The 25,159-nt window shown below is 34.6% G+C and carries 24 protein-coding genes and 1 other RNA gene; 6 read left to right on the top strand and 19 right to left on the bottom strand.

Features of this window, described 5'->3' with window-relative positions; translation table 11 throughout:
- Positions 1-20: 20 nt before the first annotated feature.
- The 16 genes from KO521_RS11640 to ssrA all read right to left on the bottom strand — a co-directional run bounded on the left by KO521_RS11640 (position 21) and on the right by ssrA (position 16,007).
- The gene (locus KO521_RS11640; protein WP_215940091.1) at positions 21-3,338 is read right to left on the bottom strand and encodes a TonB-dependent receptor; all 3,318 of its coding nucleotides are present in this window, start codon (positions 3,336-3,338) and stop codon (positions 21-23) included.
- A 210-nt stretch (positions 3,339-3,548) separates the two neighbouring features.
- A complete protein-coding gene (locus KO521_RS11635; protein WP_215940090.1) occupies positions 3,549-4,697 on the bottom strand; it encodes a FecR family protein in 1,149 nt (382 codons plus the stop codon).
- A 186-nt stretch (positions 4,698-4,883) separates the two neighbouring features.
- A complete protein-coding gene (locus tag KO521_RS11630) occupies positions 4,884-6,140 on the bottom strand; it encodes a hypothetical protein (protein ID WP_215940089.1) in 1,257 nt (418 codons plus the stop codon).
- 319 nt (positions 6,141-6,459) lie between these two features.
- Positions 6,460-7,023 carry an RNA polymerase sigma-70 factor gene (locus tag KO521_RS11625; RefSeq protein ID WP_215940088.1) on the bottom strand — a complete coding sequence of 188 codons (564 nt, stop codon included), beginning with the start codon at positions 7,021-7,023 and terminating at the stop codon, positions 6,460-6,462.
- A gap of 531 nt (positions 7,024-7,554) precedes the next feature.
- Complete coding sequence (locus KO521_RS11620) at positions 7,555-7,785, bottom strand: hypothetical protein (protein WP_215940087.1); 231 nt, start codon at positions 7,783-7,785, stop codon at positions 7,555-7,557.
- A 349-nt stretch (positions 7,786-8,134) separates the two neighbouring features.
- The gene (locus tag KO521_RS11615) at positions 8,135-9,016 is read right to left on the bottom strand and encodes a hypothetical protein (protein WP_215940086.1); all 882 of its coding nucleotides are present in this window, start codon (positions 9,014-9,016) and stop codon (positions 8,135-8,137) included.
- 238 nt (positions 9,017-9,254) lie between these two features.
- Complete coding sequence (locus KO521_RS11610) at positions 9,255-9,488, bottom strand: hypothetical protein (protein WP_215940085.1); 234 nt, start codon at positions 9,486-9,488, stop codon at positions 9,255-9,257.
- Positions 9,489-9,537: 49 nt separating this feature from the next.
- On the bottom strand, positions 9,538-10,146 hold the full coding sequence (locus KO521_RS11605; RefSeq protein WP_252730054.1) for a ParA family protein: 609 nt from the start codon (positions 10,144-10,146) through the stop codon (positions 9,538-9,540).
- On the bottom strand, positions 10,125-10,574 hold the full coding sequence (locus tag KO521_RS11600; protein ID WP_215940084.1) for a DUF6730 family protein: 450 nt from the start codon (positions 10,572-10,574) through the stop codon (positions 10,125-10,127). The genes KO521_RS11605 and KO521_RS11600 overlap by 22 nt, the downstream gene beginning before the upstream one ends.
- A 2-nt stretch (positions 10,575-10,576) precedes the next feature.
- Positions 10,577-11,428 carry a relaxase/mobilization nuclease domain-containing protein gene (locus tag KO521_RS11595; protein ID WP_215940083.1) on the bottom strand — a complete coding sequence of 284 codons (852 nt, stop codon included), beginning with the start codon at positions 11,426-11,428 and terminating at the stop codon, positions 10,577-10,579.
- Positions 11,425-11,730, bottom strand: a complete 306-nt coding sequence (gene mbpA, locus KO521_RS11590) for a mobilization protein MbpA (protein WP_215940082.1) — start codon at positions 11,728-11,730, stop codon at positions 11,425-11,427. The genes KO521_RS11595 and mbpA overlap by 4 nt, the downstream gene beginning before the upstream one ends.
- A gap of 91 nt (positions 11,731-11,821) precedes the next feature.
- Positions 11,822-12,655, bottom strand: coding sequence for a toprim domain-containing protein (locus tag KO521_RS11585; RefSeq protein WP_215940081.1), 834 nt, complete (start codon positions 12,653-12,655; stop codon positions 11,822-11,824).
- A gap of 398 nt (positions 12,656-13,053) precedes the next feature.
- Positions 13,054-14,145: a replication initiation protein gene (locus tag KO521_RS11580; protein ID WP_215940080.1), complete on the bottom strand. Its 1,092-nt coding sequence runs from the start codon at positions 14,143-14,145 to the stop codon at positions 13,054-13,056.
- A gap of 82 nt (positions 14,146-14,227) precedes the next feature.
- The gene (locus KO521_RS11575; RefSeq protein WP_013994057.1) at positions 14,228-14,518 is read right to left on the bottom strand and encodes a hypothetical protein; all 291 of its coding nucleotides are present in this window, start codon (positions 14,516-14,518) and stop codon (positions 14,228-14,230) included.
- Positions 14,519-14,591: 73 nt separating this feature from the next.
- Positions 14,592-15,464: a hypothetical protein gene (locus KO521_RS11570; protein ID WP_215940079.1), complete on the bottom strand. Its 873-nt coding sequence runs from the start codon at positions 15,462-15,464 to the stop codon at positions 14,592-14,594.
- A gap of 143 nt (positions 15,465-15,607) precedes the next feature.
- Positions 15,608-16,007, bottom strand: a transfer-messenger RNA (tmRNA) gene (gene ssrA, locus KO521_RS11565).
- Positions 16,008-16,149: 142 nt separating this feature from the next.
- On the opposite strand from ssrA, the gene KO521_RS11560 reads away from it, so the two are divergent.
- Positions 16,150-17,349 carry an NAD(P)-dependent oxidoreductase gene (locus tag KO521_RS11560; protein ID WP_215940078.1) on the top strand — a complete coding sequence of 400 codons (1,200 nt, stop codon included), beginning with the start codon at positions 16,150-16,152 and terminating at the stop codon, positions 17,347-17,349.
- Between the two features lie 81 nt (positions 17,350-17,430).
- Entirely contained in the window at positions 17,431-17,700 is a 270-nt protein-coding gene (locus KO521_RS11555) for a hypothetical protein (protein ID WP_215940077.1), read from the top strand.
- A 106-nt stretch (positions 17,701-17,806) separates the two neighbouring features.
- Here the strand turns inward: KO521_RS11555 and KO521_RS11550 are convergent, their stop codons facing one another.
- Complete coding sequence (locus KO521_RS11550; protein ID WP_215940076.1) at positions 17,807-18,430, bottom strand: DUF1361 domain-containing protein; 624 nt, start codon at positions 18,428-18,430, stop codon at positions 17,807-17,809.
- Between the two features lie 125 nt (positions 18,431-18,555).
- Here KO521_RS11550 and KO521_RS11545 point away from each other — a divergent pair, with 125 nt between their 5' ends.
- Positions 18,556-18,915, top strand: a complete 360-nt coding sequence (locus tag KO521_RS11545) for a DUF1801 domain-containing protein (protein ID WP_215940075.1) — start codon at positions 18,556-18,558, stop codon at positions 18,913-18,915.
- 15 nt (positions 18,916-18,930) lie between these two features.
- On the opposite strand, the gene KO521_RS11540 is transcribed toward KO521_RS11545, so the two are convergent.
- Both KO521_RS11540 and kdsA read right to left on the bottom strand, forming a co-directional pair.
- Positions 18,931-20,898 carry a DUF3857 domain-containing protein gene (locus KO521_RS11540; protein WP_215940074.1) on the bottom strand — a complete coding sequence of 656 codons (1,968 nt, stop codon included), beginning with the start codon at positions 20,896-20,898 and terminating at the stop codon, positions 18,931-18,933.
- Positions 20,899-20,997: 99 nt separating this feature from the next.
- On the bottom strand, positions 20,998-21,819 hold the full coding sequence (gene kdsA / locus KO521_RS11535) for a 3-deoxy-8-phosphooctulonate synthase (RefSeq protein ID WP_215940073.1): 822 nt from the start codon (positions 21,817-21,819) through the stop codon (positions 20,998-21,000).
- 175 nt (positions 21,820-21,994) lie between these two features.
- Here kdsA and KO521_RS11530 point away from each other — a divergent pair, with 175 nt between their 5' ends.
- From KO521_RS11530 to typA, 3 genes are all read left to right on the top strand, one after another.
- On the top strand, positions 21,995-22,468 hold the full coding sequence (locus tag KO521_RS11530) for a hypothetical protein (RefSeq protein WP_215940072.1): 474 nt from the start codon (positions 21,995-21,997) through the stop codon (positions 22,466-22,468).
- 122 nt (positions 22,469-22,590) lie between these two features.
- On the top strand, positions 22,591-23,130 hold the full coding sequence (locus KO521_RS11525) for a hypothetical protein (protein WP_215940071.1): 540 nt from the start codon (positions 22,591-22,593) through the stop codon (positions 23,128-23,130).
- Between the two features lie 193 nt (positions 23,131-23,323).
- Positions 23,324-25,129, top strand: a complete 1,806-nt coding sequence (gene typA / locus KO521_RS11520; RefSeq protein ID WP_215940070.1) for a translational GTPase TypA — start codon at positions 23,324-23,326, stop codon at positions 25,127-25,129.
- The last annotated feature ends 30 nt before the right edge of the window (positions 25,130-25,159 follow it).

Below are 25,159 nucleotides of genomic sequence, written 5' to 3'. Positions count from 1 at the left end.
ATTGAAAAATGTGATATTGATTAAAAAGAGATGTTCAAACCAAATGAATAAACTTTTTGTTGAAAATAGTATCTTGCTCTTCTGCTGCCACCATTCAGTCCGATTTCTGGGTCTAGATATTTCTCCGATGAAAAAGTCAATAGATTTTGTCCCGAGGCGAAAACCCTAATCGATTTCATGTTAAGCTTTTCCATTACAGCAGAAGGAAAACTAAAGCCTAGTTCTAAATTTTTAAGCCGCACATACTTTCCATCCCTAATCCACCATGATGAGACTTGTGAATTATTAGCCGTGGGGGATGGCATTATTATAGGATATTTCGCATCTCTATTTTCCGGCGTCCAGTAATCCAATTGTTCTTCAAAGATTTTAGCCCCGTTAAAAAATGGGTTAGCCGCTTCATTGGTCAATAAAAAATTGCTTTTTGCGGCTCCCTGCCATAACATACTCATGTCAAAACCTTTCCATATTACATTGGTTGTAAGACCATAAATAATCTGGGGATAGGACGGGTTTCCAATCACAACTTCGTCCTCGTTGTCTATTTTTCCATCCTCGTTGATATCTTCATATCTAATATCTCCAGGTTGTAGAGTCCCGAATTGGGTTGCGGCCCCATCAATTTCCTCTTGGGACTGGAAGAGGCCCAAGGCCCTTAATCCAAAATGGGTATCAAGACTTCTGCCAGTTCTACTTCGATTGAGATCGTTAAGGGTCGATTCATTCTCAAATGTCTGAATCAATTTATTCTTGGCATAAGAAAAATTAAAGCCTCCATTGATTATTAAGCCATTTGAAAAATTATTCTTAGAAGTAAGTGAAAAGTCAAAACCCTGATTTTCCATTTTACCAGCATTTACTTGGGAGATTCCAATTCCATATTCAATTGGGACAACAGCATCTGGGGATACTAGCATATTTGATCGTTTTTCTTTAAAAAAATCAAGTTCAAAACCGATTCTTCCTAATAAAAATGAACCTTCTATTCCCAGATCGGCTTTTAGAGCATTTTCCCACGTAATATCTACATTTGGTTCATTTCTCTCGGCAGCGCCTTGTACTTGGGAACCTCCAAAAACATAACTATTAATAAGCTTATAAGAACTTAAGTATTGAAAAGCCCCACCTGCTAAGTTTCCGGATTTACCATAAGACCCCCGTAGTTTGAGATTGTCGAGCCAAGTGATGTTATCTTTAATAAAGGCTTCCTCGGATAGCCTCCAACCTAAGGAAATTGAAGGAAAGAAGGCAAAACGATTATCTGGAGCAAAGTAATAATGGCCGTCATACCTTCCGGCAAGTTCCACCAGGTACTTGTCCGAATAGTCGTAAGCTAGACGATATACAAGGCCTATTTGTTTACTACTTTGTGAGGAACCGCTGTTGTCCAAGTCGGTTTTAGAAGAACTGCCTAATGAAAGTTCATCCATCGCTACTTGATAATTAATTCTGGAAGCCGAAAAATCAATACCATCTCCGTTGCGTTGTTCGGCAACAAAAAGAGCATCTAAGCCATGCTTGCCAAAAGAGTTTTTGTAAGTTATATATCCTTGTAAAGTGGTGTTTATCCGTTCGCTAAAAGATTGACTTAATCTTGGGTCGGTAACCCCTCCATTAACTTCAACAAATTCATCACTGCTATCCAATCGATAAAAAACATATGGTATTTGCCACTGTTTATTTAAGGTATAATCTTTGTCGTAGGATACGACTCCCTTAATAGTCAATCCGGAAAGCGCAGGGATTTTTTGGACTATCGATAATTGGGAATACAGTGTGTTCTTTTTGTCATTGTCATAACCACTATTATAAATTGATGGTAGTAAGGCATTTCCAGGCAGACCATTGCTGAAGGACAATTGATCATTGAACAAAGGTGGTCGTTTAGTTACCTGTGTGTATAATGTGGTGCCATTTGTTGACCCCGGATTTTTAGTGACTTCTAAGCTACCTCTTAGGTCTAAAGAGACCAGGGTGGATTTAGAAGCATTAAAATCAATATTTGAGGCTAGGTTATATCTTGAATAATTAATCGTTTTTACAGAGCCTTGTTGATATAGATAGCCCAATGAACTAAAAAAGCGAATTTTATCGGATCCACCAGAGAAATCTAGATTATGACTGATCATTGGTGCATTGAAATCAATCACCTCTTTTACCCAATCATGGTTTGGATAATGATCTGGATCATCTCCATTTTTATATTTTTGAAGTTCCTCATCAGTATAGGCAGGCTCCAGCCCGGCATTATTATTTGCAATATTTAATGCGGAGGCATATCCGTATGAATCCAAATATTCTGGATATCGAGTTGGACGCTGAACACCATACCAGGTATTATAATTTAAACTTACTTTGTCCGCTGTTCCTCTTTTGGTGGTGATTAAAATAACTCCGTTGGCTCCGGCAAGGCCATAGGGCGCAATGGCCGCGGCATCTTTAAGAACTGTAAAGCTCTCTATTTCATTTGGGTTAATTTGAGAGTAGCTTCTAGGAACTCCATCTACAATTGTCAAGGCACCTGAATTAGACCCAATAGTCCCAAGTCCTCTTATCTGCAAATCTGCGGCATCTGCCCCTGGTTCTCCGCTGGACTGAAAGGCCAGAACTCCTGATATTCTCCCTGCAATACTGTTATTTATGTTTGCTACTGGATTATGAGCTATATTATTACCTTTTAATGTTGATATAGCCGAAGTTACCGAACTTTTCTTCTTGGTTCCGTAGGCCACAACAACTACCTCGTCCAATTTGGAAGAACTTTCGTTTAATATTATTTGCATATTTTGATTACCTTCAACTGAAATTTCTTTAGTGGTATATCCTAAATAAGAAACTTCCAAAGTAGCCTGCCCACTGGAAAGTTTCATGGAAAAATTACCATCAAAGTCTGTCGTTACGCCATTGGTAGTTCCTTTTTCTACAATACTGGCGCCAGGTAAAGGAGATTTGTCTTGGTCCAATACCGTTCCGCTAATTTGAAATTGAAGATTTTTCATGTTGAATGATGAATCATTTTCAGAAGACTTTGGCGGCGTTTGGGGTCTTAAAACAATTTGTGTGCCTTTAATTGTGTAGTTTATTTTTGTGTTGGAAAAAAGTTTGTCCAATACCTTTTCAAGCGGCATTTTAGCTACTTGAATAGTAACCGCTTCGTTATAGTCCACCTCCTTGTCCATATAGATGAAATTATAGTCGGTTAATGACTCAATACGATTTAAAACTTTTTCTAAACTCACGTTTTGTAGATTCAAGGTAATCGTAGTTGGTTGACCATAGAAGTGATTTGCCTGAATCTGAAATATAGATATGATTAAAATTAGGGTGGTAAATTTCATTTTTAATGCATAGCATAACTGAAAAGGAAAATATTTCCTCTTAATAACTTGTTTTTTCATTACTTTTAAAGTCCTTTATGTGGTTAATCAATTTAATCACGCTTTAAATCGGGAAGTGTTCCAGCATTTTCCGATTTTTTTTGCGCTTGGCTCAATAATTATTTGGTTGTATTATATATGTCTGAATGCTCTATTTCATTTCAATTTTTGTTATGGTTTGATAATTATTTTGTCTTGGTCTATCTTATAGTCTATGTCATAGTTTTCCTTAAATGTTTCAAGAATTTGATTCAAGCTGGGATTTTTAAAGTTTGCAGTAAACAATTCTTCTTCCAGTAGTTTATTTTGATTTATAATTTTCACATTGTACTGCCTTTCAAGTTTGGTTATGATATTTTTAAAAGGGCTATGCCTAAAAATAATATTGCCGGTCATCCAAGCAGTATGTAAGCTTGTTTCTGCTGGTTGCACAGAAATACTATCGTTGGTCTTGTTAAGTGTGGCCATATGTCCAGGTGTCAAAAATGTAGTTTTTGCCAAATTATAGGAATTCCCTTTGTAAACCCCTACTGATCCTTCGGCCAACATTGTATTACAAGTATTGTCTTCCGGATATGCAGAAACATTGAATTTAGTACCCAATACCCTTATGTTTAATTTATCGACATTTACTATGAAGGGATGTTCTGCATCTTTCGCAACGACAAAAAAGGCTTCCCCGGTCAGATGCACAACCCGGTTCTTTTCATTGATGAAATTTACTGGGTATTTGAGGGACGACCCAGCATTTAAAAATACGTGGGTACTGTCCGAAAGGAGGATGTCAAATCGTTTTCCATAAGGAACTGTAAGGGTGTTGTAATTCAATTTTTCCGAAACCGCAACATCTTCGTATATCAGGCTTGTACCTCGTTGTGTTCCTATGCTATTACCTTTGGAGTCGGTAATAGAGGTGGTTCCATCTTCATTTATGACCTTAACTTTTCCATTTTCCAGTTTTAAGGTAATTGCATTTTTTTGGAGGTCGATGTTTTCCTCTTTATAAAATATTCCTTGATAGTATGCATAGGCAAATCCCAAACCAAGAACCAGCATGGCTGCATATTTTAAAGATGTATTCCATATTTCCTTTCGTTTACTTGGGAAGTTTACTCCTATATTAATTTTAAACTGCTTAAAACCTTTTGAAAAGTCAGCTATTTTGGCCGTCTCATCATGGGAAGAAATAATATGCTGTGCTTTAAATTTCAGGAATTTTTCCAAGTTCTCCGATGAATTGTCAATCCAACGCTCTACATCCATGACCTCTTTAGTGGAAGCGGTATTATTTAGATACTTTGATATTTTATTAATATCCATACTTATGATTGTATTATATAGACGATTGAGAGGAGGTATATACCTAAATTGAAATAAAAAAAAATCAAGAAGCTGACAAACTGCCGGATTATCAGTGGTCTCCATGTATTTATCCATGTCTAACAAATAGTTTTTTTTAAGGGTGGTCTATTATATCGTAACGCCACTAAAAACTATAAGCAAGAGCTAATTGGTGCTCGAACCTTCAATCCAAACGGGAGCGAGCCAGGCAACCGGTTCGATACTTCCCTCTGTTCTCTCCATATCATTCCAGACCCTTATAAAAAGATAGTTTTTTACATCTGTCTGATTAAGGGTGACATTCCATATCAGACGGTGTTGAGGGTTCTTTGGCTGCAAGGATTTTAGGATTTTGTTACCGTCACCTACAATATCTATTTTAATAATTTTATTGGATGGTTTAGTGGTATCCGGATCGTTTATGTAAATTTTAAATTCATAACTATGAGACTGAGGAATTACAGAGCCCATAAGAGAGTCATTAACGGAATATCTACATTCTAAATTTCGGTCAAAGGACGCATAGGTTCTTCTTTTTCGCATGGCTTCCAAAATATCTTTTTGTATATTACTTTTGGCTAATACGAAGGTTCTGGTTTCGAAATCCTTGATGGAATTATAGTTGTGATTGTCGAAGCCCGCAACTGGAGACACTTTCCAACCCTTTTCCAAAGCGCCTAAAAATCCGGAATAGTGTGATTTATGACCGTTGATTATTTCTAGAAGGGTAATAATATCGGTAATATCTTTGTCACGATAGGCCCAATTGTTAAACTGATTCTTTTCGGGATGGTTAAAGGTTACCACTATAGGATTACCAGTTTTTTCATTTTCTGAATTTTTTTTGAGCCAACTATAAAAATAAGGAATATCAATGCCGGGTTTAAGTGCATTGATGTAGGAAGAGGAACCTATCACATTGAAATGCCCCCTTCCATTATCGCTATTATTCTCTGAATGTTCTACTCCGCTAAATGCTGTAAATGCATTGCCGGATGCAGTTTCGGCATGTTTTTGAGCTATCGTCCAAGCCGTATTGTTTATATAGGACGGACTAAATGCCTCTTCTTGTGAGTGATCTGTAACACAATAAAAATCCAACCCGGCTTTTTTGGCTTCACTGTAATGTTTATCTGGAAGTCCTTGGAATAATTGCCAATTGTCTTTTAGGAAAGTATTTAAGGGTCTACTGACATAAAGAGAATCTATATATAAAATTTTATCGCCTTTTACGAACCCTTCCTTTTTTTGTAAATGCTCCCCATGCGAATAAGTCATAATACTATGGGAGTGGGTGTTGCCAGCTAAAAGCTTTAATTCTTTAAAAGGTAGGTCTTCGGATTGTGGGTAAACTGCCAATCCAATCGAAGTTAAAAGACAACTTATTATTGTTTTTAGATTTTTCATTTGTTTTAGATTCATAATTAGGGTTTTCTGCGTATTCCTTAAAATTGCAGTCTTTGGTTCATTATTGGTTATGTATATATTTCTTCATCATTTGTATACACACTGTGGTATTGACCTGCTTTTAAAATTTTGCAAGCTTTTTAAATTAATCTGTTCCAGATAATTTTTAGTTAACTACCCTAAGATTGTTCTTAACCATATATTGCATAGGCTGGTTAAAAAATCCATTTGTGGATATCTTTTTATCGTTTGGATACTAAGACATACATGCGTAATTGCAATGACTATGTAATAGACGATTAAATAAGGAGGTATACCTAAAAAAAAGAATTAATTATAGCAAGAAGGTTAAAAATTCCTTCAGATGGATTTTCATATGGCACAGGGCATTGGAGATATGGTTATCCACAGTTCTTTTGGAAATATTTAGAACTTGCGCAATTTCAGAATGTTTTAAACCTTCCACTCTACTTTGTATAAATACTTTTCGGCATTTTTCAGGTAATGCCTCGATGGCCAGATTAATTCGTTTTTCTAAATCTTCTTGTAACAGGGATGTCACAGCTTCATCTTTTACAAAAAGATATTGAAGACTGTTCTTTTGCTCATAATAATTCTTAGAAAATCTGTTTTTGACCTTTATATGTTTTAAATTATCCAAGCAAGCATTTTTGGTCATGCTAAAAAGATAATTGTTAATATTTTCAATTTTATTTAAGTTTTCTTTTTTTTCCCAAACTTTGAGGAATACACTTTGGACAATTTCTTCTGCATCTTCTATAGATCCTAAATAACCCTGGGAGATATGTATTAGTTTATCATAGTACAACCGGAACAAAGTTTCGAAGGCAATCATATCACCTTTTCCCAATAGTTCAGAAAATGCTTTTGATTCCATATATGTTTAATCAAATTTCATTTGGCTATAAAATTGCATACCAATAAATAAGAAGCTCACCAATCGAATATCAAAAGCGGAGCATTGATATAGAATTAATTAAATTTTAGTAGGTTACATAAAAATTCAAAATTACTCCATTGAAAATATTTGGCTTAGAGTTGGATATTAATAAAACTTTATGGGTTTGTTAAGTGTATTCTTTACCAAATGAGTTCATTTTAAAACCTACTTCGGTCAATTCCTTTAGACCGTTGGGATTAAGGTCAACCCGTAACCAGTCGTTTCAATTTTAGTACCTAGAACTAAAGGTTGTCTTTTATTTGTAGATATTCTTGCATGGTTCATTCTCCGGCATGGTCAGGATGGTACAGCTTAAAAACTCATTGTCGATTTCGGTATATAGTCCGGCAAAGTAAAATAAAGAATCATCCATGTAGTGGCAGAAGTAAGAATATGAAGCCCATTTATATCATGTGGCTCATGGAAACCATCAACAAGTATTAAACATCTCTTGTCCGTTGTGGAATGCTAATATGTGTTTGATGTTAAAATGGCTTCAGATTTAGCATTGAGCGTGTTGTACTTTTTTTGAACCCCTGGTATATCCGCCATCGCAAATTCAGGAATCAAGCCCCACAAAGCAGAATAGATGTTTTCTGGCTCATCCATTTTGATAATATATAAATTTGGATGTGTGAAGCCGTTGGCGCGATAATATGGTTTGTATTCAAAAGGAACTTGAAAACTTTTTCTAGTCATCCTCTCAATTTCCTTTTTCCTTAATGTGGTCGAATAACACATGTTTAAATATAACTATAAATCAACAATCACATATTTATTAATATTACTTTGCTATAATATTATTTTATATCATTCAAGGTTTATGTAAAAGTATTATTAATACAAAATAACAGTAATATTCTATTATTTTAAATCATGTTGTAGACCTGAGTATTTTAATATCGCACTAGATGTGCGGTTAAGAAAGATAAGGTTCTAGCGTTTTGTTTAAAATATATATTATGTGATTTGATTAATTGCCTTAGCTTGATATCTATAAAATTTAAGACATTCACTTACTAATGATATCTTCTATATGTTTCGGAACTTATGTGCGTGTCAAATTCTTATATTTCACAATCTTGTCTGAAGGGGTTATCGACAGGTGAACATCTCCATTTTCTCTAGCGTAAAGAGCGTATGAAAGAGGTTCTCCCGCTTTAAATACTACATCATTTTCTAATACAATAACTCCTTTATTTAAAGGGTCATCTGCTGAGTTACGATTCTTGTTTTTTAGCATTCTAAAACTTATCCTTGAATGTTCCTCTTTAGTTGAACTCGGAGTTTTTTGTGATACTTCCAAATAGGGTTTTACATGTTCTTCAAGGTTATACAATGGGTAATGTTGAATTATGTAATTTTTACTATTTTTTACTAGGTCAACAAGGCCATATTCATTGGCTCTATGCAAAATACTCCAATATTTTTTCTCCTTTAATTCTATTAATTTTTCAATTAAATGTTTGGTAGATGGGGCTTGTAGCATTTGGATTAGCAACTTTAATTCGGTTCTAGTGAATTTATACCAAGCTTTCTCTTCTGTCGCTTGAACGAACTTATTAGACCTTCTTTTTTGGGCAAGCATCTTTTCTTCTTTTAGTCTGTCGAATTCAACTTGTTCAATTTGTTTTAAACACGTAGTACATGTCCATGAAGGTTTTAAATAAGTCTTTGCTAGGGTTATGGAATTAGCTTTTAATTCCTGTTTTAATTTGCAACCAGAACAATATTGAGTAATATTTAAATAGGAACCGTTTCTTGCTATAGTTGAAATTTCAAAAGACCTCAAACCGAATTCCCTCCCTATATTAGACGGTGTTTCTTTAAATACTCCATCTTCTATAAACCAGTATCGATTCGTTATTTCAAGTTCTTGTAGGCTTAAATTATCATTAAGCACTAATTCTATCTGGTGATTTTTTTCCATAAAAAAAGCGTGGAACTGAAAATGTAGGTATAGGAGGTATCGCCAGACACCCATTCGCCAAACAAGAACAGCCCACGCAGAACGTGGGCGTCTTAGTCTTGATTGTGGCGAATTAAAAAAACTGGCGATTTTCCTAACCAAATCAAAAGCTAAACGCTTTTGTATTTTATGATTTTATATGTTCCTTATAAAAATGTTTATTATTAATAGTTCAAATTTAAATAAAGGAATCCAAATTCTACCTTGGTTTCTTTAGGTAATTAAGAATGCTCTCGTTGATGATGGCTTTAAGGCTTCTATCCTCTTCGATGGCTCTAGATTTTAATTGCTTTAAAATGTTTTTGTCAATATAAAAGGAAAATTGCTTTTCGTTATTCGATTGTATTTTTTCAGGAACAATTTTTTGAATCGTTTTCTTAGGTTGGGAAGCCCTTGCTTGGGCTATCAAACTGTCAAACTCTGATTTTGCCATAATATCGTTATATATGATTATACAGTTCTATATTTATATAATTATAGATTTATAAAAGTGAAGTCAAAACTTCTTTTGTTAAGCTATCCATTTGTTTTTGTGCCTTATTGTTGTCTAAAACTCCATGTAACAAGGTAGATCTTGTGAACGCTACCAAGTCGCTTATTTTAGTTTGAGCTATTTTTATATTATATGTTGATAGGCTTTTAAGAATATCGTCGGTAAGAGTGGTATTTGGCTTGGTCATGTTCAAGACAATCATACTATTAGTTTCTTTTCCTTGCTCTGCTATTAGGCTGATAGTGCTATCAATAGCTAAAAGGTCTAGGATGCCGGCTTTAGTTGGAATCAAAATTAAATCTGCTGCTTGTAGCAATGATTTTAGTTGTTTTGATAGGTACGGAGGGGTATCAACAAAAACAAAATCCAATTCCTGGTTTTCCGTTAATATATTTTGGTTCGTAGTTATTTCAAAAGACTCTACCATATTAGAAATTTGAGCCAAACTTCCTTGAATATCCATGTCTAAAATAGCTACTTTGGAATGTTCACTTAGATTTTGTGCCAAATTAAAAGTCAAGGTGCTTTTACCTACGCCACCTTTTTGATGGGTAATTAGTATAATTTTTGCCATACCTAGTTTCTGTTCGTGTTCCATTTTAAGTATTTATCCTTGGCCTCTGGATTCTCTTCAAAAAACTTATTAAAGTGATGCATTGCTTCTTTTTGACCTTTAACATAGTTATTAAGGTTAGCGTCAGAACTTGTTTTTATCTCGTAAATTGAATAGCTTAACAAACAAAAGGTGAATAGTAATACGGAACTTATTAGTACTAGTAACCATCTTGGATAATGATTTGACTTGGACAGATTTTTAGTTAATTGCGATACTTTAGTATGTTGTTCTCTAAGAACAATGTCTTGGCATTTTACAAACGAATTCAAAATCGAACTCATTTCGGTCATATCTGGTGATAGCTGAGTCATTTTGAGTTCATTAGAGAGTTGCTTCATTTTTTCCAGTTGCAGCTTGAAATCGCTTAATTCCTCTACTAGTAATTCCGCTATGTCGTCAATTTTTGCCATGGTTATATATTTAGTCCTTTATTAGCTGATTGTTGATTGGATTGCTGTTTAATATTTGTAGCGAACTTTGCACCTATTTCAACCACTTTGTTTGAAATTATAATCGTCTTGCTTCCATTCTGTAGTATATGACCATTTTCTGCTATAGTATTTGTGATTTTTCCACCGGACATAGACCGATGTATTTCACTGCCCTTTAAGCTGATGTTTTTATATTTAAATCTGAATCCTTGAAGTTTATTAGCTTTGTTTATACTGGGGATTACATCAATACCTTTCAGTTTCATCTTCTTAATATAATCGTTAAGGGTTTTAGGCGAGTTTTTCCTTAATACCTGTTCGTTTAAATTGTGTATTTCTCTCCTTATTTGTTTAAGAGAATTAAGCTTTTTCACTTGAATTTCTTGAGCGGTTTTTAAGTTCATTTCTAATGCAACCTGTCTAGCTGCTTCGATACTTCGTTTTCCTATAAATCCGTCAAGGTAGGCTTTACCTTTAAAATCAATTCTATTTACGTACAAATGAATATGGGTGTGTGCTTTGTCTTTGTGAACGAAAGCTATAGCTTGACGGTTGTTCAAATTCATCCGAGCTAGAAACTTTGTTGCTATGTCACCGAGTTCCTTTTTTTTCAACTTTTTGCCATCTTCTATGGTTGGACTTAAAACAAAGCTGAGAGTATTCTTTTTGCAATTTTCATTCATGTCCTGAATGATTTGAAATTCCCTAGTTAGCTCTTCAGGGGTATTGCCGGCTAAATATTCTTTCAAAACTACAATAGCGCTTTTTTCTTGGTTCCATCCATAAGCCATGGAGGCACTAGTATGTGAGATAGATTTTCCTTTACCAATCATTTTTTGAAATTGTTTAAGTGTTCTTTTATTTCTTTGGCCAAGGCATAAACTTCTGTAGTTAGTTTTGGATTCTGTTTACGGTACATATTGCCTATCAGAGTGAAATTGCGACTATAGGTTGAAAGCATTTTATATACCTCTATTTCTTCATCTGTAAGGCGTGCAGTAATTTCTTTATTAAATGCTGCCCTAAAACAAAATTCACTGAGGGAGAGTCCCGATTTTTTAGCTTTTATTTTCAAAAGCTTTTTCTCGTAAATCGTACTTCTGAACTTGGTGACAACTCTTTCTTTTTTCTTCATTGGTTCTTTTTTTATTTTGCGACCATCGGGAGAAAAATCAAGATTGTGGGCCCAGCACACACATCTTGAACTCTTACTCAAAATCATTTTTTTATTTTTGCTCAACCCACCATTCGTTCAAGTCATTATAGCCTTGGTAAAAACTTGAACAGTCATGATAATTGAGTTCTTTGGTTACGAATTTTTCAGTGATTGTACGGCCTGTTTCATCTTGGTCTAAATAGAGATTTATGATGTTGTACTTGTCTGTATAGGCATTTAATTTGCTGGCGAAAGAACAAGAATTTAGGATTAATAAGTCCGCCTTTTGTAATATTGAACTATCTAGCGACATTAAAGAGAGCATATCAAACATACCCTCAGTGACCACCAGAGAATTATGTCCATTTTGAATTATGGAGATATCCTTAGGTGAAGAACCTGATTTGAAGTATTTATTTCTCAGATCATATCCTCCGGAAATGTTCTCAATACCAATTGAAAAATATTCTTTTGAATGATTTGAATAGTGTACTTCTTTACATATTTTTCTCGCAATTTTTAAAGGTATTCTCCTTTGATTTAAATAATCTATAAGTCCTAAATGCTGAATATCAAATACAGAAGTAATATGTATTTTGGTATCGTATATGTGTTTAAAACTTGGTTGCTGGTGAAAAGAGAAGGTGTCGCTTGAAAGTTTTTGCAAAACTTCGGAAATAGAACACCTGTAAAATTTTTGCAAAAAATCAATAATTGTGCCACGGGATCCTGTACCATAATCGTACCAGCAGTTTTTATTAGTATTAATTTTAAACGAAGCAATTTTTTCTCCTCGAAATGGCGATATGTACCATTTGTCATATCCCCTTGTCTTTTGAGGTTCAAAGCCAAGTTTTTTTAAATATGAAACCATGTCTATTTTTTTAGCTTTTTGGCAATTCATTTCTTTTATTTTTGACCAGCAAATATTTATTGCTGTTTTAACTTCTGTTTTTTTTCCATTTTCATTTTTTTACAGTAGTATTTTAGTATGCTCTGAAGCCTTTATTTCAAAGGGCTCACAGATAAATGTATGAGGGTGTATCCTTAATGAAAAGTGAGGGTGCATCCTTAATGAAGGGGGAGGGTGTATCCTTAATAGGTGAGGGTACATCCTTAATGAGTGAGGTAAAATTTTGCTGATTTTTATCAAAAGTGAGGCTGCGTCCTTAATAGGTGAGGGTACATCCTTAATAAGTGAGTGCATATCCTTAATAGGTGAGGGTACATCCTTAATAGGTGAGGCTGTATCCTTAAGAAGTGAGTGATGAGTAAGTATTTCAGTTTTCGCCAAAGTTGTTATCATGATATTTTATTTAGCTCCTTAAATAGATTCTTATATAAAAAACCTGATATGTTTTTTATTTCGCTCTGTTTAACTTTATCGTAATATTTCGCGGTTTGATTTTGGCCGAATGTACTTCTCTGGATGTTTTCCATCCATCTTTTTTTCATCTCCCCTGAACCAATTCTATTAATTAAATAAATGACTTGAGTTTCATCTAGTCCAAGTCCTTTGAAAAACTCTAAGCAGCTTAGCTCTTCTTTGTTGAGCTCATGCTTTAAAGGTTTAAATTGAAATTCAATATGAGATATTCTTCTACCTTTTTTAAATTTTCTATTTATTCTTAATTCTTTAATATCCTTACATTTTTCTGAGTTTATCCATTGAATTGCTGGCTTTAAAAAGTCTCTTTCGAAATAGCTAAACTTGGGTTGTTTGTCTTTAAACTCATAGTTTTTTTCAGGGATAAAAATAAGTTTGAGCTGGTCTTCAGGGGTTAGAGTTGTTTTCAATTCTTTGTCTATGATTTCTATATATCCTAAAATCATTTTAAGCTCTATTACGGCTATTATGCAATATCCAGTATTCTTAAATTGCGATAGTATTTCGTAAAATTTTTTTCGTCTGGCTCCCCGAATTTTGAATACAGAGTTTTCAATTTGAGTAAACCCTTTTTGTTTTTGAATTTTTCCAGAAGGTGTTATTTCATTGATGTACTGAATAAGTCTTTCTTTGTAGAAGAAGATTTTTCCAAAACGAGCTAATTCTATCTTTAACGTATCAGGACTGTCAGGATCTACTTGAACATTGTCGACGATATTAAATGCGATAAAAGACCTATCAATTTTATTGTAAAAAGCTCCTCCCACATTTTTAACTTCATTAGTAAATTTGTAAAATTCTGAAAATGAATATGTGTTGTTTTTTGAAGTGTTTTTTGCATCAATATAATCGTTGAGTGAAATTTTAATAACACTTTTGGGTTTACCAAAAAAATCTATTTTACTTTGAATTAGATAAACAATGTCTTTATGTATTTCTTTATCTAACTTGAAAAGACTTCTAGTAAAAAAGTTTGCTTGATTCAGCTGTTTATTTCGTAACTCCATGCTCTTAAAATGAAATATTTTAATGGCTAAGAATCAGTTTTTATGCTTTGGTAGTTATTTCATTGAGCATAAAACAACTGTTCTATGCTCTTCTTTTATATTTGAATTGTTTGATGGAATTGTCCTCGTTGAAAATCTGGAAGTGATGAATCAACTTTTTTGCAGGTCCGAAATCTTCAGCTTCAATCCATCCATACTTTATATAGTTGTCAATGGATTGAACAGAGCTTCGACATATATCCGCTGCTTCTTGTCTGGTGTAGTACTTTGTAGAATAATCTTCTTTAGGAGCATTTTTAATCTCCAATACTAGCTCGGTAAGTTTAGCGAGTTTGTTATGAATACTTAAGAAAGGGTCTGTGTAGGTGCTCATATTTACATGTTTTAGAATTCGATATCCCAAAACTGCAAATAAGTAATATTTACATGCCTGACATGGCTTACAATTAAATGTTTTTTTTCATAAACTGCTTTAATTCAATGTAAAAGTCAGTTGATTTTAAATCATCAATACCGTAGTCCAAAATATATTCTTTTTTAAAATCATTCCAGTTTTGGCGCACAATTGGTTCTGAATCTAGAAAGAATTGACGATTAATCGATTCATAATAATATCCATTCAACCTGGCAGAATATTTTGATGTTTTAATTATTTCCTCAAAGAAACATACGATAAAAATAAACCACGTTTGTTTTTCGGATGGAATAGTGTTTTTTGATGTTTTAAGAGAAGAATATTTGAACTGTCTGTGTTCTGGAATATAGTTTTCAAAATTTGGCAATTTCATTAGTAAGCTCTCAAAAAGTTCAAGGTTGGGTTTTCTTGCCTTATTAGATAATCGCTTATTCGAAATATCTGTTTTGTTTAAATTTTGTTTTAAATTTTCTTCAGGTAATGTCAGGTAATTTTTATGTGGTTTCCCGTTCTGTATTTTTATCTCGTTAGTTTTATTTGGAATACATTCTGATTTGTGGAAAAAGCTCTTAGTGCTGAGTTTACGAATACTGATAATTAAGCCAATTGTAGATATTATAACTATTACTGTGGTTGAGCAATAAGCAAAGACTACATTTTCAATCGAACTATTAATTAAGCATTTGTAAAGAATTAACGGGCATAGAAAAAAAACTACTGTTAATAAAATGCGCAAGTTATCAGTCGGCTTATGGAGGACAGGAGCATTTTGAGTATACTGAGTGTTGTTATTGTAAAAAGCAAAAAGTGGAACTAATCTAAAGCTTATTCGTTTAGAAAATATATATGCATGACAAAGAGATAAAGTGAAAAGTAACGCGATTTGTACAATGAGGTAATTCATAATCTTAGCATTATTTAGTAGTAATTACCCTAAAAATACTAATTTCGAAAATAGAAACAACTTATTGAAATTGAATGGCATTGTCAACGATTCTGTCAACGCAAAATAAAAAACCCCGTAAACAAAGGGTTTACAGGGTTTAATTGTGGAGCCGGAGGGAGTCGAACCCTCGTCCAAACAAGCAATAATAGAGCTTTCTACATGTTTAGTTCCCGATTATTTTTCGATGCATACCTGACCGGAAACTGCCTAATATACACTTAGCTTCTTCAAGTTTTGGTGGCAGTACCAAAGCGAATACTACCCTTATATCGACATTTATGGTGCTCCGGATTGAATCGCCGTCGACAGAGGCTATTCAGGAACATCTCGCTTCCCTACCTTGTAAGGACGAGGCTAAATCTTACTATAATTCAGATTAAGCGGCAAGAGCGTAATTGTTTTCGCCAATTAAAAGTGTGAAGTATGATATTAATGAGCTGTACCCCAGCGCTCAACATGCTTACAATACCATTGGTCTCGCTGTCAAAACCAGTCGGCCCCGTAAAAAAATCCACAATAGTAAAAACTACTGCGGTCGGCAAAGATACCCCAAAAAGTATTCCAAAAAAAGTTTTGATAGGCTGCAATCATTAAGTTACATTTGAAACCATAGTCTACTCATAAGTTGTAAAAGTCCATTATCATGAAGTTCGGAATCATTAGGGAAAGCAAAAACCCACCAGACCGTAGGGTTGTATTGTCACCAGAGGCCTGTCAAAAAGTCTTAATTCATCAGCCAAAAGCGGAAATTATTGTAGAACCATCGCCTATTCGGGTTTTTTCCGATGCTGAATATTCAGATAAAGGAATACAAGTGGCTTCTAAAATGGAAGAATGTGATGTGCTTTTAGGTGTTAAGGAAGTACCGATTAAAAGTTTGATTCCGAATAAAAAATACTTTTTCTTTTCCCATACTATAAAAGAACAACCCTATAATCGGGATCTGCTGCGCGCAGTATTGGAAAAAAACATTGAATTGTATGACCACGAAGTGATTACCAATCAAAAAGAACAGCGTTTGGTTGCTTTTGGCCGGTATGCCGGTATTGTGGGGGCCTATAACGGATTACGGGCGTACGGACTGAAATATGAACTATACCATTTACCAAAGGCCGAAGATTTGGCCAATCAGCAAGAGTTGATTATAGAGTTGAATAAGGTAAAGTTACCTAACATCAAAATAATTCTGACGGGTAGAGGAAGAGTAGGCAATGGAGCAAGAGAGATGTTAGATGCAATGAATATTAGAAAAGTTAACGTTACCCAATATTTGGAAGATTCTTTTGATGAGCCGGTATACTGCCAAATTGATGCTTCTGATTACAACAAAAGAAAAGATGGGGTAAGGGGTAATAAGGCTGACTTTTTTGCTAACTCAGAAGAATATAGGAGTAACTTTTATCGCTTCACACAAGTTTCTGACTTATTTATAGCTGGACATTTTTATGGTCAGGGAGCTCCCTATTTATTTACACGTGAGGATGCCAAACAAGATGATTTTAAAATAAAGGTTGTAGCTGATGTAAGTTGTGATATAGACGGTCCGGTGGCTACAACTATACGTTCCTCAACAATTGCGGACCCTATTTATGGATACGATGCTAAATCAGAATCAGAAACCGATTTTAAAAATGAAAATGCCATAGCTGTAATGGCCGTAGATAATTTACCTTGCGAAATACCGCAAGATGCTAGTGAGGGTTTTGGGCAAGCTTTTGTTAAAAATGTTATTCCTGCATTTTTTAACGGAGATAAAGATGGTGTTCTTGAGAGAGCACGAATGACTTTGAATGGAAAACTAACTCATAGATATAGGTATTTAACTGATTATGTGCAGCTTTGAGATAAGGTTAAAAAAAGGTTCCTTTTCTATTAAGTAAATGTTAATATTTATTATATTGTCAAGCTTTTTAAAATGAGAACTATGACATTTAATTGGATTGCCGGGCGTGAAATAGATGAAAGACTACATCGCCTGTGTATTGAACTTGAATATGAGTTCCGTCCAAAAATCATTAAGTTCTTGATTGCTAATTTTGATATGGAATGCTGTTCTGATTTTTCGTGCTTTCATTTTGATGTTGATCTTACATCTAAAAGAGTAACTCTTTCAGATGATACACCATTGCAATACCTGAAAAAGATTAAACCAATTTTTGATCGTAAGATGGAAATGGCTTTTGCAAATTATTAGACATAACTATATCTCAGTTAATTTCAATTCTGTTTTGAGGTATAGAAATTAATACATATTGCTTAAATTAATCTATAAAGGATTAAGCTCTAAAGTGTATAAGAATTTAAGCCTTTCTGTCATTTAAAGACATGGTGCCGTGACCACGTAAGAAAGGTTTTAAGGCCCAGAACGATACCCAGATAAAACTGCCAAAACCAAAAATCCACATCCAGGCGTCTACTAAAAATAATGAATTCAAGAGGCTTTCAGCTAGTACTAGAGGTTTGGTGATAATGTCCCAAGAATTAAAGCGTAAGAATCTGCCTAGAAAAACGCCATAACCACTTAACAAACTTACGAACAGTAATATGCCATTGGCCAAGACGGGATGGTTTCGTTTTCTAAGATAGCTAAAGACATCCATCATAGAAAGTACACCTAAGATGAGTCCGTTTAGCGAAAAAACAAAAAATAGTAAAAGGTCTAACCAAAAAGTAGGACGATTGCCATCTAGATGTACAAAATCTGTTATAATATATGGACTGTTGGGAAGAAATAGAACCCATAACAAAAGAATGACAATGCGTAATGACCGTGATTTTCCCACTTGCACATTAAACAAGAACTGTTTGGATAGAAAAAGCGGAATAAGCGCTAAAAACAAATTCCATAGTAAAAAAGTAAAATCTATAGATTGGGTTACATATACCCGTAATGCTAAAAGAACTGTGCCTAATGCAGTGAGCAATAGTAACCTTTTATGAAATAAGTTGTTTTTTAAAGCGCTGATAATCATTGCAAAAATTGAAATTTAGTATACAAAGTACAACGGGTGATGGTTATATTTGTTGTTATTAAAATTTATTTTAGCCCGTGAACCCTGCAGAAATTTACATACTAGATAAGCCCGAGCCTTTAAAAAGTATTTTGCTGCATTTGCAATCAGTGATCGAACGAACCGTGCCACAAGTTGATTTAAAGTTCAAATATAGAATTCCCTTCTATTATATCAATGGAACACCCTTTTGTTATTTGAACCAAAGTAAGGATTATATAGATCTTGGATTTTGGAAAGGGGCACACTTAAAAGCGCATCAAGAACACTTGGTTACAGAAGGCCGTAAGGCGATTAAATCTCTTCGGTATAACTCCTTGGAGAGTATAGATGATTCTATTCTTATTGGTGTTCTCAAAGAAGCATATGCGGTTAGGGATAAAAAGTTTTATAAGTGAAAATTAAATGGAGTGTTATATTTTTTCAAATATAATTAGAGAATTGTTCTGTATATCCGTAACATGTCTAAAGACTTCCTTAAGGTTGTCATAATCATCAGCAGGAATGTGCGGAGTGTTTAAATCTAAAATAAAGGTTATAATAACATTTTTCTGTGAAGCTTGACCCTGAAATTTCATCACGATACTTTCTTCACCCGTTTTTACATTTATAGATTTAGGTATTTCCTTGACAATATAACCTTCAGGAACTTCAATTGCCATTTGGTATTTGTATTTTCTAGGATAACCAAAATCTACAGGGTAAGTGCGTTTTTCAAGGGTAAATGGATTTTCTTCAAAAAATCGAATAAGAAATGGATTAAAGTAAACCATATCTCCATTTAGGGTATTTTCTATCTCAAACTCAAATCGTTCAGATGTGTTTTTATCATCTTGTAGCTCTGGTTTTCTTTCATAGGATAATATAGAGAAGTCACTTTCTATATCTTCTTCAAAGCTTTCTAGATAAGTATCTTTATTTTGATTGTCTATTTTTTCATTTATATAAAAGGCATTATAACCCTGATTTATGATATCTAATTTCCCAAAGGCTTTGTTTTCTTCTACATCAAAAGAAAGTTGCATACGTATTTGATGCAAAGAAGAATCATCAGCCTTAATATCGTACCAATAACTATCGTTCTTAAAGTCCATAACACGCCCATAATAGTTAAGAGCTCTGAAAGGCAGCGTACCAAAAGCAATATATTTGTCCGTGGCATCTAATAAATACGTCTGACCATTAATGTCAAGTTTAGCAATAGAATAGTTAAAATCGCTCATAACGGGATGCGTTTTTTTTGGAAGCCCCATTTTACGAGTAGATAATAACATCAAATTAGCTTTTAATCCAGCGGCATTTAAAAGATTGATCAAGGACATGTTTATTTCGGAAACGTTTCCTTTACCTTGGTCAAATGCTTCCTTTACTCGTGCTTTTCCGTAAATACCATATTTTTCTGTCCAAGTGTAATGGCTTTGAACAAATGCGTAAATGCTCTTTGCACGTATGAGCTCATCTTTTTCCGCAAATAAAGATTCTGGTACATGATTCTCAAAAAATCCTTTTTTTATAAGTTGCTTTCCAATGTTTTTGTCTGCTCTAAATTCTTTGTCAACGTCTTCCCAGCTATTTGTGTATTTGTCAGTTACACCATCGAATCTTCTATATTTTGAAAGTTCAAAATCAACTCTAGATATATAGTTTGATGGTGCCAGCATATATTCTTCAGCCACTTTAAATGCTGGAATATCTCTCATTGCATATTTTAAGATTTCACAGTCTGCACTTTGGGGGTATCCGTCAACGTGGAAACAGTTTTTTTTGACCGTCGCATCGTTTATATCTAAAACTAAACTTCCAGTCATTGCACGATTATAAATATAATTTCCAGGAATTTTCGCGTTGAATTCGCTATATATCTTAGGAATGTCCGATTGAAAACTCCAACCTTTAAAATGATAGAAGTAAGGAGATATTATTTTGTACTTATATTCTAAAATACTTCCCTTTTTGAGATTTGGAAATGTAAAGGTGCGTTCGGTTTGAAACTTGTGGATATCTTTCGTGTACATCTGACTAGAAAGAACTACAGTCTTGTTTTTACCATTGTGGGTGACAGCTTTAAGTTCTTTTAGTTTTTCCGATGATTTTTCACTCCTGCGCAGTGGAATGGAAATACTAGCATGGTCATATCCCTTCTCATTTAAGATTTTAATTTTTACATGGTATTCTTTGACCACCCTTATATATCGGTTTATGACTTCAAAATAGTTGTCTCCCCGCTCGTATAGAACCACAGCGTTTGCTGTTGAATCCTTGGAATAAACGGTCATTGCTATTTCTTCGGGAGTGACTTTGCCAAAAGTATCCGGTTGCTGGGATTGAATATTGGAAACAGAAAATAAAAAAAGTAGAAGAAAAATGGATTGAATAGGCATAAAGATGATTTAGCTATAATCTATAACCTTTTTACGCTTTGAATATTGCCAATTTTTGACATATGAAGAAAAGTTCTTGCTAAGAAACGCGGCCTATGGTTATTGAAGCTCGTTCATTGTTTTTCTAATAGCTGTTAAATCGGTCAATAATTTTTTCATCAACCCTAAGTCAAGCATATTGGCGCCATCACTTTTTGCATTGGCACAATCAAAATGAGTTTCTATAAAAAGACCGTCAACACCGGAAGCCATTCCTGCTCGTGCCATTGTTCCAATTAATGAAGGCCTACCGCCTGTAACACCCGAAGATTGATTGGGCTGTTGTAGGGAGTGGGTTACATCTAAAACAACAGGGGCAAATTGTTTCATGGTAGGCACACCTCTAAAGTCAACTACCATATCTTGGTAGCCGAACATGGTACCACGATCCGTAATCATAGCTTGTTGGTTACCTGTTTCCGTAACTTTATTAACCGCATGTTTCATGCTTTCTGGACTCATGAACTGTCCTTTTTTGATATTTACGGTTTTTCCTGTTTCTGCAGCTGCAACCACTAAATCTGTTTGACGCGCCAAAAAAGCTGGGATTTGTAATACATCTACATATTCTGCAGCCATAACAGCATCTTGTTCCGTATGAATATCGGTTACAGTGGGTACCTTAAAGGTCTCAGAAACTTTCCGTAATATTTTTAATGCCTTTTCGTCCCCAATACCAGTAAAAGAATCCAGTCTGCTTCTATTTGCTTTTTTAAAACTACCCTTAAATACGTAAGGTATTTTTAAATCGCTGGTAATCGTAACAATATGCTCTGCAATACGCATCGCCATATCTTCGCCTTCGATAGCGCAAGGACCTGAAAGTAGAAAAAAGTTGTTGCTATCTGTATGTTTTATTTGAGGTATTAAGGATAAGTCCATTCGTCGAATATTTTGAACAAAGATACTATTTTAAGCAGCTTACGGTTGTATTTGAATAAGATTGTAGAAAACCCAAATCTAAATGTATTTTAAACAAAGCTTACCCTTGTTTTTGCTGATACTGCTTGTGAGCCATGTCAATGCTCAGTTCGGTAAAAATTGTGAATTACGCCAAATGAAAATCAACCTCTTGAATCCTGGTTTTGAGTATGAAATGGCACTTGGCACTAATACTACCTTTGATGTTAAGGCAGGAATGCAAGTGGGTTTAGACCCGTTACGGTCTGATGTTTACGAAGAATTAGGTTTTTTTCCTGCCGTCGCAGGTCAGTATCGGTACTACTATAACTTTGAAAAACGTCAACAAAATAGAAGACAAATTTATGGTAACTCGGCAAATTATGTAGCACCTGCGGTTGCTGTATTTTTTCCTGGGACTAGAACAATTGTAGGCAAAGAGGTTAAAGGTGCTTTTGGTTATGGGGGATTGGTAACTGGCTTACAGCGCAGTTATGATTCAGGTTTCAATTTTTCTGTTGATGTTGGTGGGGCTTACTACGCAGGACAGTTTGAAGGTGGGGTCTATCCCGTATTCAATTTAAGTATCGGATGGATTATTAGCGAAAAACGATGGTGCGTTGGTAAGTGATTTTTCTTTTCTTCTCGAGACTACATTAAGTTTTTTTTCTTACAAAATAATTAAGAAAATATGTTCTTGGCTTAATATTTGATAATTAGTGAAGTCTAACAGATACCAGAACTATCTTACTTATGAAAAACTTTACTATTCTCCTTGCTTTTTTCGCCTTCACTTTTATTGTAAACGCACAGACCAAAAAAAATGTAGAAGAACATCAAGTGCAATTAGGCTTGCCGGTACCTGCTATTTTATATGAAAAAGGACTGGGTCAGAATACAACGGCTACGATAGAGCTTGTTGCTGGTTTTGGTTTAAGAGGCTGTAGTGGTTGCGAAACGGATTTCGGTATATTTCCAACTTTAAGGGGACAATTCCGCTATTATTATAATATGGAAAGAAGATTGGATAAAGGGAAAAACATCTCGGGCAATTCAGGCAACTATATAGCCATGCTAATGGTTTATCAAGATGAAAATCCAATTTTTGGAGATTTGGAATTGGCCAATAGTGTTTTTGGAGTTGGTCCGGTCTACGGATTGCAGCGTGTCTATAAACGTGGTTTTTTCTATCGTTTAGAGGGTGGATTGGGATACTTTCAAACCAAATCCGAAGATAACTTAGGTTTGTTCTTAGGTGCACGAGTTGGCTGGGTGTTGGGGAAGCGCCGTTAATCAAATATAATTACCATTTTACCAATGGTTTGTGTGCTAAATAGGACGCAACTAAAAGTAGATGACAGCAATTATGGCGAACTTGCTATAAATCAACAACATAAAAATAACATAAGATTGTGTTACTGAGCCAAAAATAGCAGTATCTTTGCACGCTTAAAATAGCGGCTGATTGCTATTTAAATAATTACATATGTCAACAACAACAACAAAGAACATCGCGATCATCGCGCACGTAGACCACGGTAAAACCACCTTGGTAGATAAAATTATGTATCACTGTCAATTGTTTCGTGAGAATCAAAATACAGGAGATTTAATTTTAGATAATAACGATTTGGAACGTGAACGTGGTATAACCATTACCTCTAAAAACGTTTCTGTTGTTTATAAGGATACCAAGATCAATATTATTGATACTCCTGGTCACGCCGATTTTGGTGGTGAAGTAGAGCGTGTATTGAACATGGCCGATGGCGTTTTGTTGTTGGTAGATGCTTTTGAAGGCCCAATGCCACAAACGCGTTTTGTACTCCAAAAAGCGATAGATTTAGGTTTAAAACCATGTGTGGTTATCAATAAAGTTGATAAAGAAAACTGTACTCCTGAGGAAGTTCATGAGAAGGTTTTTGATTTAATGTTCGAGTTAGGTGCTGAAGAATGGCAACTAGACTTTCCAACAGTGTACGGTTCTGCAAAGAACAACTGGATGAGTGAAGATTGGAAAGACGAAACTGAAAATATAGAGCCGTTATTAGATATGGTGATTGAGCATATACCCACTTTTGAACCAAAAGAAGGTAATACTCAAATGTTGATTACATCTTTGGATTTCTCTTCTTTTACAGGTCGTATCGCAATTGGTAGACTGCAAAGAGGTAGTTTGAAAGAAGGACAACAGATTTCTTTGGTAAAAAGAGATGGGTCTATCGTAAAATCTAAAATTAAAGAGCTTTTTACGTTTGAGGGTCTGGGAAGACTTAAAGTGCAAGAAGTTGCTACAGGAGATATTTGTGCTATTACAGGTATTGAAGGTTTTGAAATTGGTGATACGGTTGCTGATATTGAAAACCCGGAAGGTTTAAAGACTATTGCTATAGATGAGCCTACTATGAGTATGTTGTTCACTATTAATGATAGCCCGTTTTTTGGTAAAGATGGTAAATTCGTTACGTCTAGACATATTAACGAAAGACTTCAAAAAGAACTTGAAAAAAACCTGGCGTTGCGTGTAAGCGAAACGGATAGTGCGGATAAGTTTTTGGTTTTTGGTCGTGGAGTATTACACCTTTCTGTATTGATCGAAACAATGCGTCGCGAAGGTTACGAGCTTCAAATTGGTCAGCCACAGGTAATCATAAAAGAAATAGACGGTGTAAAATGTGAGCCGGTAGAATCATTAACTATCGATTTACCGGAATCGGTTTCTGGAAAAGCCGTAGAAATGGTTTCCATTAGAAAAGGTGAGATGACCAGTATGGAGGCAAAAGGTGAACGTATGATCTGCGAGTTCTTGATTCCATCAAGAGGTATCATTGGTCTTCGTAACCAATTGTTGACTGCTACAGCAGGTGAGGCTATTATGGCACACCGTTTCTTGGAATACCAACCAATGAAAGGTGATATTCCACAAAGACAAAATGGTTCTTTGGTTTCTATGGAAACAGGAAAGGCAATTCCTTATTCAATTGATAAATTACAGGATAGAGGTAAGTTTTTTGTTGATCCAGGTGAAGATATTTACGAAGGTCAGGTAATTGGTGAAAACTCTCGTGGAGATGACATGACGGTTAACATTACTAAAACTAAAAAACTTTCTAACGTTCGTTCTTCAGGTGCGGATGATAAAGCTAAGATTGTTCCAGCTATTAAATTTTCGTTAGAGGAAGCGTTGGAATATATTCAGAAAGATGAATATGTAGAAGTTACTCCAAACCATCTACGGCTTAGGAAAATCTACTTAACAGAAGTAGACAGAAAGAGAAATAAAATTGCATAAATTGAAAAACCTGAACATTGTTCAGGTTTT

This window comes from Zobellia uliginosa (assembly GCF_018860745.1).
Taxonomy (GTDB): domain Bacteria; phylum Bacteroidota; class Bacteroidia; order Flavobacteriales; family Flavobacteriaceae; genus Zobellia; species Zobellia uliginosa_B.
The sequence above is the reverse complement of the archived record's forward strand: the minus strand, read 5'-3'. Positions and strand labels throughout refer to the sequence as shown.

What these genes read in the sequence shown, in the direction of transcription:
- mbpA (WP_215940082.1), bottom strand. Translation starts at nt 11,730, where the DNA reads ATGAAGAAAAAAGAAAGAGTTGTCACCAAGTTCAGAAGTACGATTTAC.
- KO521_RS11615 (WP_215940086.1), bottom strand. Translation starts at nt 9,016, where the DNA reads ATGGAAAAAAATCACCAGATAGAATTAGTGCTTAATGATAATTTAAGC.
- KO521_RS11640 (WP_215940091.1), bottom strand. Translation starts at nt 3,338, where the DNA reads ATGAAATTTACCACCCTAATTTTAATCATATCTATATTTCAGATTCAG.
- KO521_RS11560 (WP_215940078.1), top strand. Translation starts at nt 16,150, where the DNA reads ATGAAGTTCGGAATCATTAGGGAAAGCAAAAACCCACCAGACCGTAGG.
- KO521_RS11575 (WP_013994057.1), bottom strand. Translation starts at nt 14,518, where the DNA reads ATGAGCACCTACACAGACCCTTTCTTAAGTATTCATAACAAACTCGCT.
- KO521_RS11585 (WP_215940081.1), bottom strand. Translation starts at nt 12,655, where the DNA reads ATGAATTGCCAAAAAGCTAAAAAAATAGACATGGTTTCATATTTAAAA.
- KO521_RS11540 (WP_215940074.1), bottom strand. Translation starts at nt 20,898, where the DNA reads ATGCCTATTCAATCCATTTTTCTTCTACTTTTTTTATTTTCTGTTTCC.
- KO521_RS11610 (WP_215940085.1), bottom strand. Translation starts at nt 9,488, where the DNA reads ATGGCAAAATCAGAGTTTGACAGTTTGATAGCCCAAGCAAGGGCTTCC.
- KO521_RS11630 (WP_215940089.1), bottom strand. Translation starts at nt 6,140, where the DNA reads ATGAATCTAAAACAAATGAAAAATCTAAAAACAATAATAAGTTGTCTT.
- typA (WP_215940070.1), top strand. Translation starts at nt 23,324, where the DNA reads ATGTCAACAACAACAACAAAGAACATCGCGATCATCGCGCACGTAGAC.
- KO521_RS11555 (WP_215940077.1), top strand. Translation starts at nt 17,431, where the DNA reads ATGACATTTAATTGGATTGCCGGGCGTGAAATAGATGAAAGACTACAT.
- KO521_RS11525 (WP_215940071.1), top strand. Translation starts at nt 22,591, where the DNA reads ATGAAAAACTTTACTATTCTCCTTGCTTTTTTCGCCTTCACTTTTATT.
- KO521_RS11570 (WP_215940079.1), bottom strand. Translation starts at nt 15,464, where the DNA reads ATGAATTACCTCATTGTACAAATCGCGTTACTTTTCACTTTATCTCTT.
- KO521_RS11580 (WP_215940080.1), bottom strand. Translation starts at nt 14,145, where the DNA reads ATGGAGTTACGAAATAAACAGCTGAATCAAGCAAACTTTTTTACTAGA.
- KO521_RS11625 (WP_215940088.1), bottom strand. Translation starts at nt 7,023, where the DNA reads ATGGAATCAAAAGCATTTTCTGAACTATTGGGAAAAGGTGATATGATT.
- KO521_RS11600 (WP_215940084.1), bottom strand. Translation starts at nt 10,574, where the DNA reads ATGGCAAAAATTGACGACATAGCGGAATTACTAGTAGAGGAATTAAGC.
- KO521_RS11635 (WP_215940090.1), bottom strand. Translation starts at nt 4,697, where the DNA reads ATGGATATTAATAAAATATCAAAGTATCTAAATAATACCGCTTCCACT.
- KO521_RS11530 (WP_215940072.1), top strand. Translation starts at nt 21,995, where the DNA reads ATGAAAATCAACCTCTTGAATCCTGGTTTTGAGTATGAAATGGCACTT.
- KO521_RS11595 (WP_215940083.1), bottom strand. Translation starts at nt 11,428, where the DNA reads ATGATTGGTAAAGGAAAATCTATCTCACATACTAGTGCCTCCATGGCT.
- KO521_RS11605 (WP_252730054.1), bottom strand. Translation starts at nt 10,146, where the DNA reads ATGGAACACGAACAGAAACTAGGTATGGCAAAAATTATACTAATTACC.
- kdsA (WP_215940073.1), bottom strand. Translation starts at nt 21,819, where the DNA reads ATGGACTTATCCTTAATACCTCAAATAAAACATACAGATAGCAACAAC.
- KO521_RS11620 (WP_215940087.1), bottom strand. Translation starts at nt 7,785, where the DNA reads ATGACTAGAAAAAGTTTTCAAGTTCCTTTTGAATACAAACCATATTAT.